Genomic DNA, 15,430 nt, shown 5'->3' with positions numbered 1-15,430 from the left:
AGCTCGTGATGTCCACGTTGCGTTTCGCACCCGCCCTGGCCCTGGCCCTGTTGCTGGCCGCGTGCAGTGCACCGGATGGAGAGGCCGGCACCGCCGCCGCTCCGGCTCCCGCCGCCGTGCCTGCGGTTACCGCGGCTGCTACCCCTTCACCCACACAGCAAGAAGAGAAAGGCATGCACAAGGAATGCCCAGGTGCACGGTTGCACCTGACCGCGTTGCCGGCCAAGGACGGCGAAGCCACCCGCACCCGCCTGGAGATCGAGAAGGACGGCCAGCGCCGTGCCATCGATGCCCCGGCGGAGATGAGTGACTACACCGCCGTTGGCCTGGCCTGCGCAGAGGACACGCAGGGCACTTCGTATTTCGTGGTGCAGTACGGCGAACTGCCGTTCGGCTGCGCGTTCTGCGAATGGTTCTACCTGTACGACGCCGACGGCAAGCAGCTGACCCACAGCAACCCGCCACTGCGCGGCGACGCCGACGCACAGTCGCCCAACAATGACGAGTACTCGCAGTTGATCGCCAAGCACGGCATCACGCACCCGGAGGTGGACTACATCGAAGACTGAAGCAGGTATCGACCGGACGTCGATGCGTTTCACCGTGGTAGGTATTGACCGTTGGTCAATACGCTTCAAAGGAGCGGTACCCCTTAAGGAAAGCCTCTTTCTCATAGAATGGATAGCACAGACATGCCTAACGACATTTACACCAAGATGGTGCAGCCGGCTGGCGCGGCCTACCGCAGCAGCCAGATCGAATCGTGGAGCCACTACCGCGAGCCGATCGACGAGAGTCGTCCCCTGCACGGCGAATCCCGCCGCTGGGGTGATGCGTCCCCCGAAGTACAGTCGCGCGTCATCGACTCGCTGATCGAGTCCTCGCGTGAAGCCGGCCTCACCCCGCGCGAAACCGCGCACGTGCTGGCCATCGCCCGCGTTGAATCGGGTTTCAATCCCGACGCCGCTGCTGGCACCACCTCGGCCTCCGGCCTGGGTCAGTTCATCGACAGGACCGGCAAGCACTACGGTCTGAACAACGCCAACCGTTTCGACGTCGACGCACAGTCCGACGCGCTGGTGGCGCATTTTGTCGACAACCGCAACCTCGCCCGCGACCGTGGGCAGGGCGAAGACTACATCTACAAGTATCACCACGACGGCCCGACCAAGGATTACGGCGGGCTGGGCCTGTCGCATCGCAAGGTCGCACCGCACCTGGATGAGTACGAACAGTTCGTCAACCAGCGCCTGAGCCAGACGCAGGGCCACGCACCGGGCCAGACCCATGCACCGGCCCAGCCGCAGACGGCCGCGCCGGCTGCCGCGGCCACTGCTGGCGCCGCCGCACAGGCGCACGCCGGCCAGGCCCGCTCGTACGACCACACCATGCAGGTGATGCTGCCGCCGCAGAACGGCGTCAAGCCGCACGTCACCGGCCACTTCGGTGAGCACCGTGGCGAGAAGGCCCATGGCGGCAGCGACTTCAACTACGTGGGTGGCCAGACCGGCCGCAACCTGCAGCACCCGACCGTGCACGCGCCCATCGCCGGCACCGTGACCTCGGTGGGCGGCAAGTACGGCACCGTGATGATCCAGGATGCCGACGGCATCTCGCACCAGATCCTGCACATGCAGGACACCAAGGTGAAGGTGGGCCAGCACGTGGAGCCGGGCGATGCGATCGGCACCATGGGCGGTCGCGGCCCGCAGGGCGCGAACCAGTACGCCCAGCACGTGCACTACCAGATGAAGGATCCGTCCGGGAAGCTGATCAACCCGGAGACCTACTGGAACAAAGGCGTCCAGCAGGAAGCGGGCAAGCATGGCCATGCGCACGACCATGACCATGCACCGGCCGGCACCCTGCGCAAGGGCGACCGCAGCGACGAGGTGGGCAAGCTGCAGGGCGAGTTGAACCGCCTGGGCGTCCGCGACGCCGAGGGCAAGCCGCTTGCCGAAGATGGCAAGTTCGGTGACAACACCCGCGAAGCGGTGCTGGCCTTCCAGAAGCAGCAGGGCCTGAAGGAAGACGGCGTGGTTGGCCGCGACACCTTGGGCAAGCTGGCGGCCGCGCAGTCGCACGGTGCCGACACCCGCACTGCCACCGGGCCGCAGCTTGGCGACAAGGGCCACCCGGACACGCCGCTGCACAACGCCATCCGTGGCCAGCTGCCGAGCGTGATCTCCAACGAAGCGGCGGCCAACGTCACGCTGCAGGCCAAGCAGGCCGGCATCGATTCGCCGGAGAAGCTCCAGAGCGTGACCGTACAGGACGGCAAGGCCTTCGTGATGGGCACCACCCCGGGTTACCGCGCCGCGGTGGACCTGAGCCAGGCACCGTCGGTCGAGCACACCAGCGCGCAGCTGCTGGGCAGCAACAACAACCAGCAGCAGACCCAGGTGCAGGAAGAGCACCAGAAGGTCGCGATGGGCCGCTGAGGCCCTGACCCGCTGCACGTGTGGTGATGAGGCCAGCCAGGGCAACCTGGCTGGCTTTTTCTTTGTCCACGGACCGCTGCAGTAAACTATCGGCCATGGCTGCCGTGGCAGCGTGTTCTGCAGTGGTCAACGTTGAACGTGATGGACATGGGGCGTCACCCGCCGGCTATCGAACTGGTCGCCATCGACATGGATGGCACGCTGCTCGATCCCGCGCACAGGCTCACGCCGCGCGTGAAGCAGGCCATCGCCCGCGCCCGCGAGCAGGGCGTAAGGGTCGTGCTCACCAGCGGTCGCCCGGTGTCGGGCCTTGCGCCGTTCCTCGACGAGCTGGGCATCAACGGCAGCGAGGACTACTGCATCGCCTGCAACGGTGGGCTGGTGACGCGCGTGGCCACCGGTGAGGTGGTGGTGGAGTATCCGCTCAGCATCGATGACTTCCTGTTCTGCGAACGTGTTTCGCGCGACCTTGGCGTGCACTTCCAGGCGCTCCACAACGAGCGCCTGTATACGCCCAACCAGGACATCAGCCTCTACACCGTGGCCGACTCGCACCTCTCGCGCGTGCCGCTGTCATACCGCCGCGTGGAGGACATGGATCCGGGGATGACCTTCACCAAGCTGATGATGGTGGACGAGCCGGCGGTGCTGGACGCCGCGATCCTGCGCCTGCCGGCCGCGCTGATCGAGCGTTTCGCGGTGCTCAAGAGCGCCGCGTTCTTCCTGGAGGTGTTTGACCACCGTGCAGGCAAGGGGCCGAGCCTGCAGAAACTGGCCGAGCACCTGGGGATCGACCGCAGCCGGGTGATGGCCATCGGCGACCAGGAAAATGACCTGAGCATGTTGCAGTACGCCGGCACCAGCGTGGCGATGGGCAACGCCATCGACGCGGTGAAGGCCACCGCGTTGCATGAGACGGCGACGAATTCAGAAGATGGGGTGGCGTTGGCGATCGAGCGGTTTGTGCTGCACGACGCACCACATCGGTAGCGCCCCGTAAACGGAGCAACGCTTCCACGCGCGGCCCCGGCGATCAGGCGCCCCGAGCCGTACCACCCTGCTGCGCGACATACGCGTCCCACAGCGTCGGCAAGTCTTCACCGGTATGCTGCTTCCACAACGACGGCGTATAGCGGCCGCTGCGCAGCGCCGCGTCCAGCGCCTTGACCAGTCCCGGATGTGCGGCCTCACCCCACTTCAGGAAGGCACCGGTGACGCGGTAGCCGCTGTCCACCTTGTGCTCCGGCTTGACCTGCGTGGGCAATGCCCAGCCGCCGGCACCGTTGTCGACGCCGTAATGGTCGCGGGCAAAGTCGGCAATGCCTTCCACCAGCCACGAGGGCGCCTGTTCGCTGGCGTAGCCCGGGTATCCCTGCACGATATGCATGGCCTCGTGGGTGACCAGGTCGGTGTCGTTGGGATGCTTCTCCAGCCAACGCGGGTTGATGGTGATGGTGGCCGACTGGTCCTTCTCACCCACGTAGGCGACACCGTCGTAGGACGGGTCCATGACAATGCGCACAGTGGATGGCGCCGAAGGATGGAAATCGCGCCGTTCGCGCGGATAGGTGGCGAAGAAGGTGGCGATGATGCGGTCACGCACGTCCGCCGCCGTTGAACCGCTCGTGTCCTGATAGGCCAGGGTGACCCCATCGCGGGTCTGTTGAAGTTCCGCCGCGTGTGCGACAGGGAACGCCAGGCTCGCAACGATGACAGGGACGATCAGACAACGGCGCAAACGCATAGGTGGCACTCCAGGACGTGGTGGTCAACGCGCATCATCGTCCGCCGTGGGGCGCGACAACCGTGCTGATCCTGCAACAGGGCCACGGCGCGTCGCAAGTGCCATTTAGTTCGATCCAAGTGCTGGAAAATGGTTTCATTTCAAATTATTGACAACGCATTTAGATCGATCTAGAACAACTGCGCCCCACGCCTCACGGAATCCCCTGCACACCCGACCCTCCTGCCCCGTTCCGGCGGCGGGAGACCTCGTACTGGAGATCTGCAAAATGAAGCGCACGTTGCTGTCGTTGCTGGTGTCGTCCGTACTGATCCATCCCCTGGCCGCACGGGCCCAGGCGGCCCCGCCCGACGAGGACGGCACCCCGCCGACCACCCGTCAGCTCGATACCGTCACTGTGACCGGCTCGCTGATACCGCGCGCGCAGATAGAAGGCCCCTCGCCGGTGACCACCATCACCGCAGAGCAGATCGAGGCGCAGGGCTTCACCACGGTGTTCGACGCGCTGCGCTCGCTGCCCATGGCCAATGGCTCGGTGCAGGATTCGCAGGGCACCGGCTTCTACACCCCGGGTGCCAAGACGGTCAGCCTGTTCGGGCTGGACCCGAGCTACACGCTGACGCTGCTCAACGGACGGCCGCTCAACAGCTATCCGCTCGCCTACAACGGCAACACCAGCATCGTGGACATCGCCAACATTCCGCTGGGCATGGTGGAACGCATCGACGTGCTTACCGGTGGGCAGTCGTCGGTGTACGGGTCATCGGCCGTCGCGGGCGTCATCAACATCGTGCTGAAGGACAAGGTGGAAGGTGCGCATTTCCGTTACCGCGCCGGCGGCTACAGTGACGGCGGCGGCTCCAGCCAGCGCTTCATCTTCAGCAACGGCCACTCGTTCGGCGACCTGGATGTCAGCTACGGATTGGAATACACCCGACAGAAACCGATCTTCGCATCCGACCGCGATTACATCGACAGCGTCAACGACAGCCCGACCGGCCCGCAGGACCCCTCGCGCACCTTCCTGCGCATGCAGATGTCCCCCAATGGCTACATCGACCCGGGCGAGGCAACCTGCGCGCCGCTGTCAAATCTGTTCGGCGGAAGCACCACGTACGCGCATCGCAACGCGGCGGGCACCGGCTACTACTGCGGCAGCCCCGACAATGTCGGCACCGCCACGCTCTACAACACGAGCGAAGATGTGAATGCCACGACGTTCCTGCGCTACCACCTCAGCGAAACCACCGAGCTGTACTCGGACATCCTCTTCAGCTTCGGGCGGCCGACCTATTCCGGCGGAAGTCCCTTCTGGAACAAGACCTTCTACAACCAGACCAGCGGCAACTACGAGCAGTGGCAGCGCATCTATGCTCCCGAGGAAGTGGGCATGGATGCGAAGGACCAGCGCGTCTATACCCGCTCGCTCAACATCACCGCCGGCGCACGCGGTGGACTGGGTGACACCGGATTCGACTACGACGTCTACGTGAACCGGTCGAGTACCGATGTCACCCGCAAATCCACCGACTTCCTGGCCACCGGCGGGATTGATGACTATTACCTCGGTCCGCAGCTGGGCAAGGTCAACGGCTACGACGCCTACGCACCCAACCTGGACGTGCTGTACCAGCCACTGACCCGCCAGCAGTACGACCAGTTCAGCGGTACCAACCGCGCTGAATCGTCGGCGTCGCGCACCGGGGTAACCGCGCTGGTGACCAATACGGCGTTGTTCGGCCTGCCTGCCGGCGACGTCGGCTTCGCGATGATCGTGCAGGGCACCCGCGAGAAGTTCTTCAACCAGTCGGCCGACCCAAATGCCGCCGTGCTGTTCCGCGGCCAGACCGCAGGCACTTCGGCCGAAGGCCAGCGTGATCTGTACGCGATAGGTGCCGAACTGCAGGTGCCGGTCTTCGACACCCTCAGCGCCAACCTGTCGGGACGCTATGACAAGTATTCCCTGCAGGGCGGTGGCGGAAACGGCAAGGCGACCTGGAAGCTGGGCCTGGAATACCGCCCGATTGAGTCGCTGCTGCTGCGCGGCAGCTATGCCACTGCGTTCCGCTCGCCGGACATGTTCTACCTGTACTCGCGCGAGAGCAGTGGGTATACCACCAACGTGGACACCTTCCTGTGCCGGCAGGCCGGGTACACCTCGGAAAACTTCGATGAGTGCCCGCAGTCCTCCCTGCAGGTGCTGTCCTCCAGTACGGGCAACCGCGACCTGAAGGACATCACGGCGGAAACGTTCACCTACGGCTTCGTCTGGTCGGCGTTGGACAACGCGTTGAACCTGTCGGTCGACTACAACTCGGTGAAGATCGAAAACGAGGTGTCCATCCTCGGCACTGACAGCATCCTTGCCACCGAAGCCAACTGCCGCCTGGGGACGTCTGAGAACGGCGACGTGGCGTTCGACATCAATTCGCCGACCTGCCGTCAGATCCTGGGCCAGGTGCAGCGCCTGCCAGCCACCGACCCGCTCAACCCCAACGGCGTGTCCAAGGTGTTCTCGTATCCGATCAACCTGGCCAAGCAGCGCCAGACCGGCATCCAGGCCTCGGGCGACTTCAAGTGGAGCGGGGGACGCGCAGGCGAGTTCGGGGTGAACGCGGGCTACTACCGCTCGCTGAAGCATGAGCTGCAGCAGCAGGAAGGTGATCCGGTAAACGACATGCTGTGCTGCGGCAACTCCAACGAACTGCGTTACCGCACGACGCTGGGCGTCAATTGGAACATCGGTGCCTTCAGCACCAATGTGTACGGCATCCGCAACGCACCCACCTGGAATGCTACGGGCGAGGACCGCAACATCGGTCCCTGGACGACCTGGAACGCCACGGTCAACTACCGCATCAACACACTCGCCAGCGTACTGCTGACCGCCAACAACCTGACCAACGAGCGCCCGCCGGTGGACACCACCAACGGCAACTGGCCGTACTACGACCAGGGGGTGTACAACGCGTTTGGCCGTTCGATGTTTGTGGAGTTGTCGCTGGACTTCCAGTAACAGGGACCGGGGTGGCCGATTGAATGGTCACCCCGGGGGCCGTACCAGCGCGTCCGCCCTGCCTACGCTTGCGCGGGCGAACGCCCGCCCCTGCGCGCCACGGCTTGCCCTGACCGTTTAGCGCCACGCGGCTTGACAGCGGCAGGACCAGGCGGACGGCCGCCGAGCCGTCCGTTCTCGCGTGCCGCGGCGCGCTTGGCCTCGCTCGTCGATGCGCCGCCTGCCTTGCCAAGTTGCGTTGCCATCCACTTCCTGCTGCCAAGATGGCCTTGTAGTACTCCGGGTATGTAGAGATCAACGTCCAGCTGGGGCCAATGGATGCCAAGCCTGCTTGGGCTGATGTCCATTTCGGCGAGTGCGCCGGCGTCCGCTTCAGCCAGTCCTTCGATGCGATCGACAGGAATGGAAAGTTGGATGCCGGTGATCAGCTCGATGACCACCCGCTTGGTCGCGCGCCGGTAGGCGACGGATTCGACCGAGCCCGTCTGTTGAAGGCGACGCATGCGCGCGTTCGCCTGTTCAACGTCAATGTCGGAGATCGTCATGGATGCTTCTCCAGTGCCCGCACAAGCGGGGCAGTAGTTCAGACAGTTGCGAACGAAGATCACGGAGCACGCCGCCGCTGAATCCAGCGTTGCTCCTGAGCTCGGGTGGGCCAGACGGGCACCGCAGGAGGAAGATGGCCTCCGAGCCGCCTCCGATGACGTGGACGTGCGCCGGACCGTGGTCGTTCGGGTAGATCACTACCCTCAGTCCATTGATCCGCGCGACGCTAGGCATGCTGCAGCTCCAGAATAACCCAACCGGCTGGGTTATTGTGTTCTGTAGGCTTGGCGACGTTCATCATCACGCCGCACCTCCCCTATCCACCTGCCGGTAGCCGATGGCCTCGGCCAGGTGCGCGGTGGAGATCTGGTCGCAATGAGCCAGATCGGCCACCGTTCGCGCCACGCGCAGGATGCGGTGCATCGAGCGGGCGGAAAGCTGCAGCTGCTCCACCGCGTCTTCCAGCAGCTGCTGGTCGTCGCTCTGCAGCCGGCAGTGTTCGTCGAGTTCGGCCGGCAGCAGCTGTGCGTTGGGCTTTCCGCTGCGCGTGAGCTGCACCTCGCGTGCGGCGACCACGCGGGCGCGGACGGTTTCGCTGGTCTCGCCCGGCGGTGCGTCGCTGCGCAGTTCGCTCGGTTCCAGCCGGGGCACCTGGACGTGCAGATCAATGCGGTCCATGAGCGGGCCGGAGACGCGCCCGCGATAGCGCGCGATGCTGTCCTGGGTGCACCGGCAGCGCCCGCTGCGGTCGCCGGCCCAACCGCAGGGGCAGGGGTTCATGGCCGCCACCAGCTGGAAACGCGCAGGGAAGGCGTCGGTACGCGCGGCGCGGGCCACCATGACGGTGCCGGATTCGAGCGGCTGGCGCAGCACTTCGAGGGTGTGGCGGCTCCATTCGGGGAGTTCGTCCAGGAACAGTACGCCGTTGTGCGCCAGCGAGATCTCGCCCGGGCGCGGGTAGGCGCCGCCGCCGACCAGAGACACCGCGCTGGCGGTGTGGTGCGGTGCGCGGTACGGGCGATGGCGCCAGCGGGCGGTGTCGATGCCTGCGCCCGTGCAGGACGCCACGGTGGCCGTTTCCAGCGCTTCGGCTTCGGTGGCGTCGGGCAGGATGCCGGGCAGGCGTGACGCCAGCAGGGTCTTGCCGCAGCCCGGGGTGCCGACCAGCAGCAGGTGGTGCCCGCCGGCCGCCGCTACCTCCAGGGCGCGGCGCGCCTGCTGCTGGCCACGCACGTCGCGAAGGTCGGGCACCGCCAGTGGCGTGACGGGCGCGGGCACCGCGTGGGGCAGGGAACGGCCCGCCAGTGCGCCGCACACGTCCAGCAGGGTGCGGGCCACGCGGACGTCGGCATGTTGGGCGAGGGCGGCCTCGGCACCGTTGCTGGCGGGCACGACCAGGGTGCGCCCGAGCGTGGCGGCGGCAATCGCGGCGGGCAGCGCACCGTCCACGCCGCGCAGCTCGCCGGTGAGGGCCAGCTCGCCGAGGAATTCATACTGCGCGAGCACGTGGCGGTCGATCTGGTCGCTGGCGGCGAGGATGCCCAGCGCAATGGCCAGGTCGAAGCGCCCGCCTTCCTTGGGCAGGTCGGCCGGGGCCAGGTTGATCAGGATGCGCCGCTGGGGATACTCGAACCGGGCGCAGACCAGGGCAGCACGGACCCGGTCGCGCGATTCGCGGACGGCCGCCTCGGGCAGGCCGACGATCTGTACCGACGGCAGACCGCCGGAAAGCAGGACTTCGATCCGGACCGCGGGCGCATGGACGCCGGCGCGGGCACGGCTGTGCACCAGCGCCAGGCTCATGGTGTTTCCTTTACGGGGCCGGGCGCTCGGCCGGCGGTTGGGCAGCGGCTTCCAGTGCGGCCACGGTCTTCTCCAGCGCGTCGAGCTTCTCGCGGGTGCGCAGCAGCACGGCACGCTGGACGTCGAATTCTTCCCGGGTCACCAGGTCCAGCCGCGCCAGACCGGCCTGCAGCGCACTCTTGAAGGTCGCCTGCAGCTCTTCGCGCGATTCGCGCAGCCCGGGGGGCACCATGTCGCTCAGGCGCCGCGCCAGGTCATCGATTTGGTTGAGGTCAATCATGGTGTCTCCGCTGGTGGGGGCATTCTCGGCCTGTCGGGCCGTGACCACCATCAGGCTGGTCAGGCGTTGCGGGTAAGGATAATCCGCAGCGCACAGGGTGGTGGGGTCGGGATGCATCGCGTTCATCGGCGGACAGGCGTTATCCTCTGCCGCGAAGACAGGAGCCAACAGATGAAGATGGTCATGGCGGTGCTCAAGCCGTTCAAGCTCGACGACGTGCGCGAGGCGCTGGCCGAGCGCGGCGTCACCGGAATCACGGTCACCGAGGTCAAGGGCTTCGGGCGGCAGAAGGGCCACACCGAGCTCTACCGGGGCGCCGAGTACGTGGTGGACTTCCTGCCGAAGGTGAAGATCGAGGTGGCGGTCACCGACGGCCAGGTGGACGAGGTGGTGGAAGCGATCGTCAAAGCGGCGGGCACCGGCAAGATCGGCGACGGCAAGGTGTTCGTGTACGACCTGGGCAGCGTGGTGCGCATCCGCACCGGCGAACTGGACGCGGACGCGCTCTAGCCCTTGAACCACCGGTAGAAGCGCTTCCACGCCACCCGCACGCCGGCCACCCAGCGCGGATCGGCGACCTGCGCGGCCTCGGAGGCGCTCGGACGGGTGCCGGTGAGGCGCAGACGCATCTTCAACAGGTTCTTCCGGTCGCTGCGGCGCAGCTGGCGCGAGACCGGGTGCACCGGCAGCCAGCGTGGGCTGCGCCAGGCCGAGGTGAAGTCGACCAGCACCGGTACGCCACCGTTCACCATCACATTGGTGCCGTGCAGGTCGTTGTGGGTGATCCCCGCCGCGTGCAGGCGATCGAGCGCGAACTGCAGCTGTTCAAACACCTCGATGCCCACCGACTGGGCCGCGCTCAGGGTCTGGCCGGGAATGAACTCCATGCCCAGCGCCAGGCCGCCAATGGTGCCCAGCAGGGCCGGGGCGTGCTTCCAGCCGCTCAGGCGCTGCAGGATGCGCGCCTCGCGCCGGACCAGCAGGCGGGCGATCGGAGACAGCGGGGTGCCGCGATAGCGGGTGTAGTCCTTGACCACGGCCGGCTGCCCGTTGAGGCAGGTGCGGTAGACATCGGGTTCCAGCAGGCGTTCACCGCGCTTGAGCAGCTCGGCGGGGGCGGTGTCGTCGACACACGAAGCAACGGTTGTATTCATGACGTTCTGGGGCGACCCGGTGGTCGGCGCAAAGCGTCAGGCGTACCGGTGCTGCTGAATGGGAGAGGGCAGGATTTCGTTAATTTTAGTACTCGTGAGTACACCAAACCAGCGTTTGTCGGAAAAATGTCATAACCGGACGTGGAACAGTTTGTCGCGTTAAAGGCGGGTGAAGACGCCCGAAAACGAAAAAACCGCATGAGAATCATGTAGTTGAGTTGCGCCAAGAGTGTCTGCGGTGAGCCGGCGCGACCTGCGCCCGCCACGAACAGGTCTCCCGGCCGCATCTGAACGTTGCAGGGAGGTCGCTTGACCCGGGGCGTATCGGTGCGGACCATAGCCCAGTTGAATACGCATGCGCGGCCGCGCCGCACCCGACGGCACGCTCTGTCGCGCATGACTCCCCCCGATGCAGGCCGGCTCTGGCCCTGCGTCCCCTTTTCACCCTGATGGGTTCCGGCAGCGGCCGGTGGATGCGTGATGATCAAGATTATCGTGGTGGTTCTGTTCGCGGCGTGCGTGCTGTACGTGCACTACCGCGGCAAGGTGCGCGCGCGCTGGTCGCGCCAGCTGCTCGACCATTCCAGCTTCATGGCCCCGATCAATGTGGTCATGTACGCGTTCTCGAAGGTGCCGACCACGCCGTTCCTGGATCCGGGCAAGGAGTTCCCGCAGCTGGAGCCGCTCCGCCAGAACTGGCAGGTGATCCGCGACGAGGCGCTGGCACTGCGCGATGCGGACAAGATCGCCGCGTCCAGCACTTTCAACGATGCCGGCTTCAATTCCTTCTTCCGCCGTGGCTGGAAGCGCTTCTATCTGAAGTGGTACGGCCCGTCGCATCCGTCGGCCCGGACGCTGTGCCCGCAGACCACCGCGCTGCTGGAGTCGCTGCCGGACGTGCGCGCGGCGATGTTTGCCCAGCTGCCCTCGGGCAGCGAGCTGCGCCCGCACCGCGACCCGTTCGCCGGTTCGCTGCGCCTGCACCTGGGCCTGGCCACGCCGAACGATGATGGCTGCTACATCGAAGTGGACGGCATCAGGAAGAGCTGGCGCGATGGCGAGTGGATGATGTTCGACGAGACCTACATCCACCACGCGCACAACGAGACCCCGGATGACCGGGTGATCCTGTTCTGCGATATCGCCCGTCCGCTGCGCTTCGGCCTGCCGGGCCTGTTCAACCGCGCGGTGGCCTCGACGCTGCTGGCCGGTGGCGCTTCGCCGAACCTGCCGGGCGATCCGACCGGTGGGGTCAACAAGGCCTTTGGTGGGGTGTACAAGGTGCGGCTGAAGGCCAAGGCGCTGCGCGCGCGCAGTGCGTTTGCCTACCACGCGATCAAGTGGGGCCTGGTACTGCTGGTGATTGCGGGGATCTGGGCGTTGTAATCGCCGGGGTTTGCTTGGAGCAGGCCAGCGGCCGGCACTACAAAAAACCCGCGCTGTCTTGCCAGCGCGGGTTTTTTGTGGGGCGGGTGACGACCAACGGTCGTCACCTACCGCGTCAGCCCTTCAGGGCTGCCGCCACGAACGGCGGGGTGACCAGCACGCCGGTGTGCAGGGCGGCGGTGTAGTACAGGGTGTCGAACGACTTGGAGGCCGAATCGGCCTGGCGGAAGTCGAAGCTGCTCTGGCCCTTGCGCGCCAGGGTCACGCTCCACCAGCCGGTGGGGTAGCACGGCTGCGGGAACGGCAGGGTCTTGAACGCCTGGAAGCCGGCCTTGCCCATCTCGGTGCGCATTTCATTGATCAGGTCCAGCTGCATCAGCGGCGACTCGGACTGCTGCACCAGGATGCCGTCGTCCTTGAGCGCCTTGAAGCAGCTCTCATAGAACGCCTTGTTGAACAGGCCTTCGCCCGGGCCGACCGGATCGGTCGAATCCACGATGACCACGTCCACGCTGCCGGCCGGGCAGTTGGCCATGTAGGCCACGCCGTCATCGAACATCAGCTCGGCGCGCGGGTCGCCGTTGGAGTCGCACAGCTCCGGGAAATACTTCTCGGCCATGCGGGTGACCTGCTCGTCGATGTCGCACTGGGTCACGCTCTCCACGCCCTGGTGCTTGAGCACCTCGCGCAGGGTGCCGCAGTCGCCGCCGCCGATGATCACCACGCGCTTGGGCGCGGCGTGGGTGAACAGCACCGGGTGGCTGATCATCTCGTGATAGAAGAAGTTGTCCTTGCTGGTGAGCATGATGGCGCCATCGATGGTCATCAGGTTGCCCCAGTCGGTGGTCGCGAAGATCTCGATCTTCTGGAACGGCGACTGCACTTCATCGAGCTTGCCCGTCAGGCGGTAGCCGATGGCCGAGCCGGTGCGCTCGAAATGTTCGATGTACCAGTTGTTGTTGTCAGTCATGGAATAGCGGTCCTGTTCGGAAGGGGGTTGGAGCCGGGCTGGCGGCGGGGGCCGCGTGGCGCTAGCCACGTCCGGACGGGTCCGGCCTGTTCAGGTTTCCACCTGGGCACGGGCGCGGGCGCGCATGATAACGGAGCTGTCGCCACATAGGCGTTATCATGCACCCCCTTTTTTACCAACCAGGCCCACTGAAATGACCGATTGGTCCCTCGACCAAGCCCGCAAGACCTACTCGATTCCGCATTGGGCGGATGGCTACTTCGACGTGGATCAGGCAGGACACATGGTGGTGAGACCGACTGGCCAGGACGGCCCGGTGGTGTCGTTGCCGAAGATCGTGGACGCCGCGCGTGCCGCCGGGGCCAAGCTGCCGCTGCTGGTGCGCTTCCCGGACATCCTGGGCCAGCGCCTGGGCAAGCTGCAGTCCGCCTTCGGCCAAGCCCAGGCCGACTGGGACTACGCCGGCGGCTATACCGCGGTGTACCCGATCAAGGTCAACCAGCACCGTGGCGTGGCGGGCACCCTGGCCAGCCACCACGGCGAGGGCTTCGGCCTGGAGGCCGGCAGCAAGCCGGAGCTGATGGCGGTGCTGGCGCTGTCGCGCCCGGGCGGGCTGATCGTCTGCAACGGCTACAAGGACCGCGAGTACATCCGCCTGGCCCTGATCGGCCGCAAGCTGGGCCTGCAGACCTTCATCGTGATCGAGAAGCCCTCCGAGCTGAAGCTGGTGCTGGAGGAGTCCAAGGCGCTGGACGTGAAGCCGGGCCTGGGCGTGCGCATGCGCCTGGCCTCGCTGGGTGCGGGCAAGTGGCAGAACAGCGGCGGCGACAAGGCCAAGTTCGGCCTGTCCCCGCGCCAGCTGCTGGACCTGTGGAAGTCGCTGCGCGACACCGAATACGCCGACTGCCTGAGCCTGCTGCATTTCCACATGGGCTCGCAGATCTCCAACGTGCGCGACATCGCCAACGGCATGCGCGAGGCCACCCGCTACTTCGTGGAGCTGTCGCGCCTGGGCGCGAAGATCACCCACGTGGACGTGGGCGGCGGGCTGGGCGTGGATTACGAAGGCACCCGTTCGCGCAGCTTCTGCTCGATCAACTACGGCCTGGATTCCTACGCCAGCAACATCGTGCAGCCGCTGGCCAATGCCTGCGAGGAACATGGCCTGACCCCGCCGCGCATCGTCACCGAGTGTGGTCGTGCGATGACCGCGCACCACGCGGTGCTGATCGCCAACGTGTCGGAGGTCGAGGAGGCGCAGGAAGGCCGCGTGCCCGACCAGCACGACGACGAGCCGGCCGCGATCCGCCACCTGCGTGAGATCCACGACGACCTGGACAAGCGCCCGGCGGTGGAACTGTTCCAGGAAGCCCAGCATTTCCATGCCGAAGGGCTGTCCAGCTACGCGCTGGGCCAGATCGACCTGCCGCAGCGTGCGCGCATCGATGACCTGTTCTACGCCATCGCCCACGCCGTGCGCGCGCGGCTGAGCTATGACGAGAAGAGCCACCGCCCGGCGCTGGATGAGTTGAACGAGCGCCTGGTGGACAAGTACTTCGTCAATTTCAGCGTGTTCGAATCGATCCCGGACGCCTGGGCGATCGACCAGGTGTTTCCGATCGTGCCGATCGAACGCCTGGACGAGGCGCCGCAGCGCCGCGGCATCATCGCGGACATGACCTGCGATTCGGACGGCATGGTGAAGACCTACGTCGAGAACGAGAGCCTGGACACGTCGCTGCCGCTGCACGCGCTGAAGTCGGGCGAGAGCTACCGGATCGGCTTCTTCATGGTCGGTGCCTACCAGGAGATCCTGGGCGACATCCACAACCTGTTCGGCGATACCGATGCGGTGGAAGTGCTGGCCAATGCCGATGGTTATGCCATCACCCAGCAGCGCCGCGGCGATACCACCGATGTGATGCTGGATTACGTGGGCTACAGCCTTGTCGAGCTGCGGGCGAGCTATGCCGAGCGGGTGGCTGCGGCGAACCTGTCGCCGGCCCGGGCGCAGGAACTGTCCGACGCGCTGGAAGCCGGCCTGACCGGCTACACGTACCTGTCCGACGAGCCGCTGGCCTGATGCGCCC

General features: G+C 66.1%; 14 protein-coding genes and 1 pseudogene. 8 read left to right on the top strand and 7 right to left on the bottom strand.

From position 1 onward, the window contains the following. Window positions 1–8: 8 nt before the first annotated feature. The 3 genes from AC3ITN_RS18370 to yidA all read left to right on the top strand — a co-directional run bounded on the left by AC3ITN_RS18370 (window position 9) and on the right by yidA (window position 3,431). Entirely contained in the window at window positions 9–569 is a 561-nt protein-coding gene (locus AC3ITN_RS18370; RefSeq protein WP_489391442.1) for a hypothetical protein, read from the top strand. A 123-nt stretch (window positions 570–692) separates the two neighbouring features. Further along, window positions 693–2,441 (top strand): peptidoglycan-binding protein, encoded by a 1,749-nt coding sequence (locus tag AC3ITN_RS18365; protein ID WP_489391441.1) that lies wholly within the window; start codon window positions 693–695, stop codon window positions 2,439–2,441. A 141-nt stretch (window positions 2,442–2,582) separates the two neighbouring features. Further along, a complete protein-coding gene (yidA, locus tag AC3ITN_RS18360; RefSeq protein WP_489391440.1) occupies window positions 2,583–3,431 on the top strand; it encodes a sugar-phosphatase in 849 nt (282 codons plus the stop codon). A 79-nt stretch (window positions 3,432–3,510) separates the two neighbouring features. Here yidA and AC3ITN_RS18355 read toward each other — a convergent pair. Then, window positions 3,511–4,194 (bottom strand): annotated as a pseudogene (locus AC3ITN_RS18355) (basic secretory protein-like protein); the annotation flags it as partial. Between AC3ITN_RS18355 and AC3ITN_RS18350 the strand changes: the two are divergent. Then, complete coding sequence (locus AC3ITN_RS18350; RefSeq protein WP_489391439.1) at window positions 4,188–4,337, top strand: hypothetical protein; 150 nt, start codon at window positions 4,188–4,190, stop codon at window positions 4,335–4,337. The pseudogene AC3ITN_RS18355 and the gene AC3ITN_RS18350 sit on opposite strands and share 7 nt — an antisense overlap. Before the next feature lie 116 nt (window positions 4,338–4,453). Beyond that, window positions 4,454–7,201: a TonB-dependent receptor plug domain-containing protein gene (locus tag AC3ITN_RS18345; RefSeq protein ID WP_489391438.1), complete on the top strand. Its 2,748-nt coding sequence runs from the start codon at window positions 4,454–4,456 to the stop codon at window positions 7,199–7,201. A 62-nt stretch (window positions 7,202–7,263) separates the two neighbouring features. On the opposite strand, the gene AC3ITN_RS18340 is transcribed toward AC3ITN_RS18345, so the two are convergent. The 4 genes from AC3ITN_RS18340 to ubiK form a co-directional block, all read right to left on the bottom strand. Beyond that, window positions 7,264–7,746: a DUF2442 domain-containing protein gene (locus tag AC3ITN_RS18340; protein WP_489391437.1), complete on the bottom strand. Its 483-nt coding sequence runs from the start codon at window positions 7,744–7,746 to the stop codon at window positions 7,264–7,266. Beyond that, the gene (locus AC3ITN_RS18335) at window positions 7,727–7,981 is read right to left on the bottom strand and encodes a DUF4160 domain-containing protein (protein ID WP_489391436.1); all 255 of its coding nucleotides are present in this window, start codon (window positions 7,979–7,981) and stop codon (window positions 7,727–7,729) included. Before AC3ITN_RS18335 ends, AC3ITN_RS18340 begins: the two co-directional genes overlap by 20 nt. Before the next feature lie 66 nt (window positions 7,982–8,047). Beyond that, window positions 8,048–9,550, bottom strand: a complete 1,503-nt coding sequence (locus tag AC3ITN_RS18330; RefSeq protein ID WP_489391435.1) for a YifB family Mg chelatase-like AAA ATPase — start codon at window positions 9,548–9,550, stop codon at window positions 8,048–8,050. 10 nt (window positions 9,551–9,560) lie between these two features. Further along, on the bottom strand, window positions 9,561–9,830 hold the full coding sequence (gene ubiK, locus AC3ITN_RS18325; RefSeq protein WP_313345621.1) for a ubiquinone biosynthesis accessory factor UbiK: 270 nt from the start codon (window positions 9,828–9,830) through the stop codon (window positions 9,561–9,563). A gap of 171 nt (window positions 9,831–10,001) precedes the next feature. Here ubiK and AC3ITN_RS18320 point away from each other — a divergent pair, with 171 nt between their 5' ends. Continuing rightward, entirely contained in the window at window positions 10,002–10,340 is a 339-nt protein-coding gene (locus AC3ITN_RS18320; protein WP_068854331.1) for a P-II family nitrogen regulator, read from the top strand. Here the strand turns inward: AC3ITN_RS18320 and AC3ITN_RS18315 are convergent. After that, a complete protein-coding gene (locus AC3ITN_RS18315; RefSeq protein WP_313345458.1) occupies window positions 10,337–10,984 on the bottom strand; it encodes a protein kinase family protein in 648 nt (215 codons plus the stop codon). The two genes, AC3ITN_RS18320 and AC3ITN_RS18315, sit on opposite strands and share 4 nt — an antisense overlap. 480 nt (window positions 10,985–11,464) lie before the next feature. Between AC3ITN_RS18315 and AC3ITN_RS18310 the strand changes: the two genes are divergently transcribed. Beyond that, the gene (locus tag AC3ITN_RS18310) at window positions 11,465–12,370 is read left to right on the top strand and encodes an aspartyl/asparaginyl beta-hydroxylase domain-containing protein (protein ID WP_489391434.1); all 906 of its coding nucleotides are present in this window, start codon (window positions 11,465–11,467) and stop codon (window positions 12,368–12,370) included. Between the two features lie 115 nt (window positions 12,371–12,485). On the opposite strand, the gene speE is transcribed toward AC3ITN_RS18310, so the two are convergent. After that, entirely contained in the window at window positions 12,486–13,340 is an 855-nt protein-coding gene (gene speE / locus AC3ITN_RS18305; RefSeq protein WP_313345453.1) for a polyamine aminopropyltransferase, read from the bottom strand. A gap of 193 nt (window positions 13,341–13,533) precedes the next feature. Here speE and speA point away from each other — a divergent pair, with 193 nt between their 5' ends. Next, entirely contained in the window at window positions 13,534–15,423 is a 1,890-nt protein-coding gene (gene speA / locus AC3ITN_RS18300) for an arginine decarboxylase (protein ID WP_489391433.1), read from the top strand. Window positions 15,424–15,430: the final 7 nt, after the last annotated feature.

The sequence above is a fragment of the Stenotrophomonas sp. KH_036_B genome, assembly GCF_057839485.1.
This window is presented reverse-complemented; position numbering and strand designations above follow the sequence as displayed.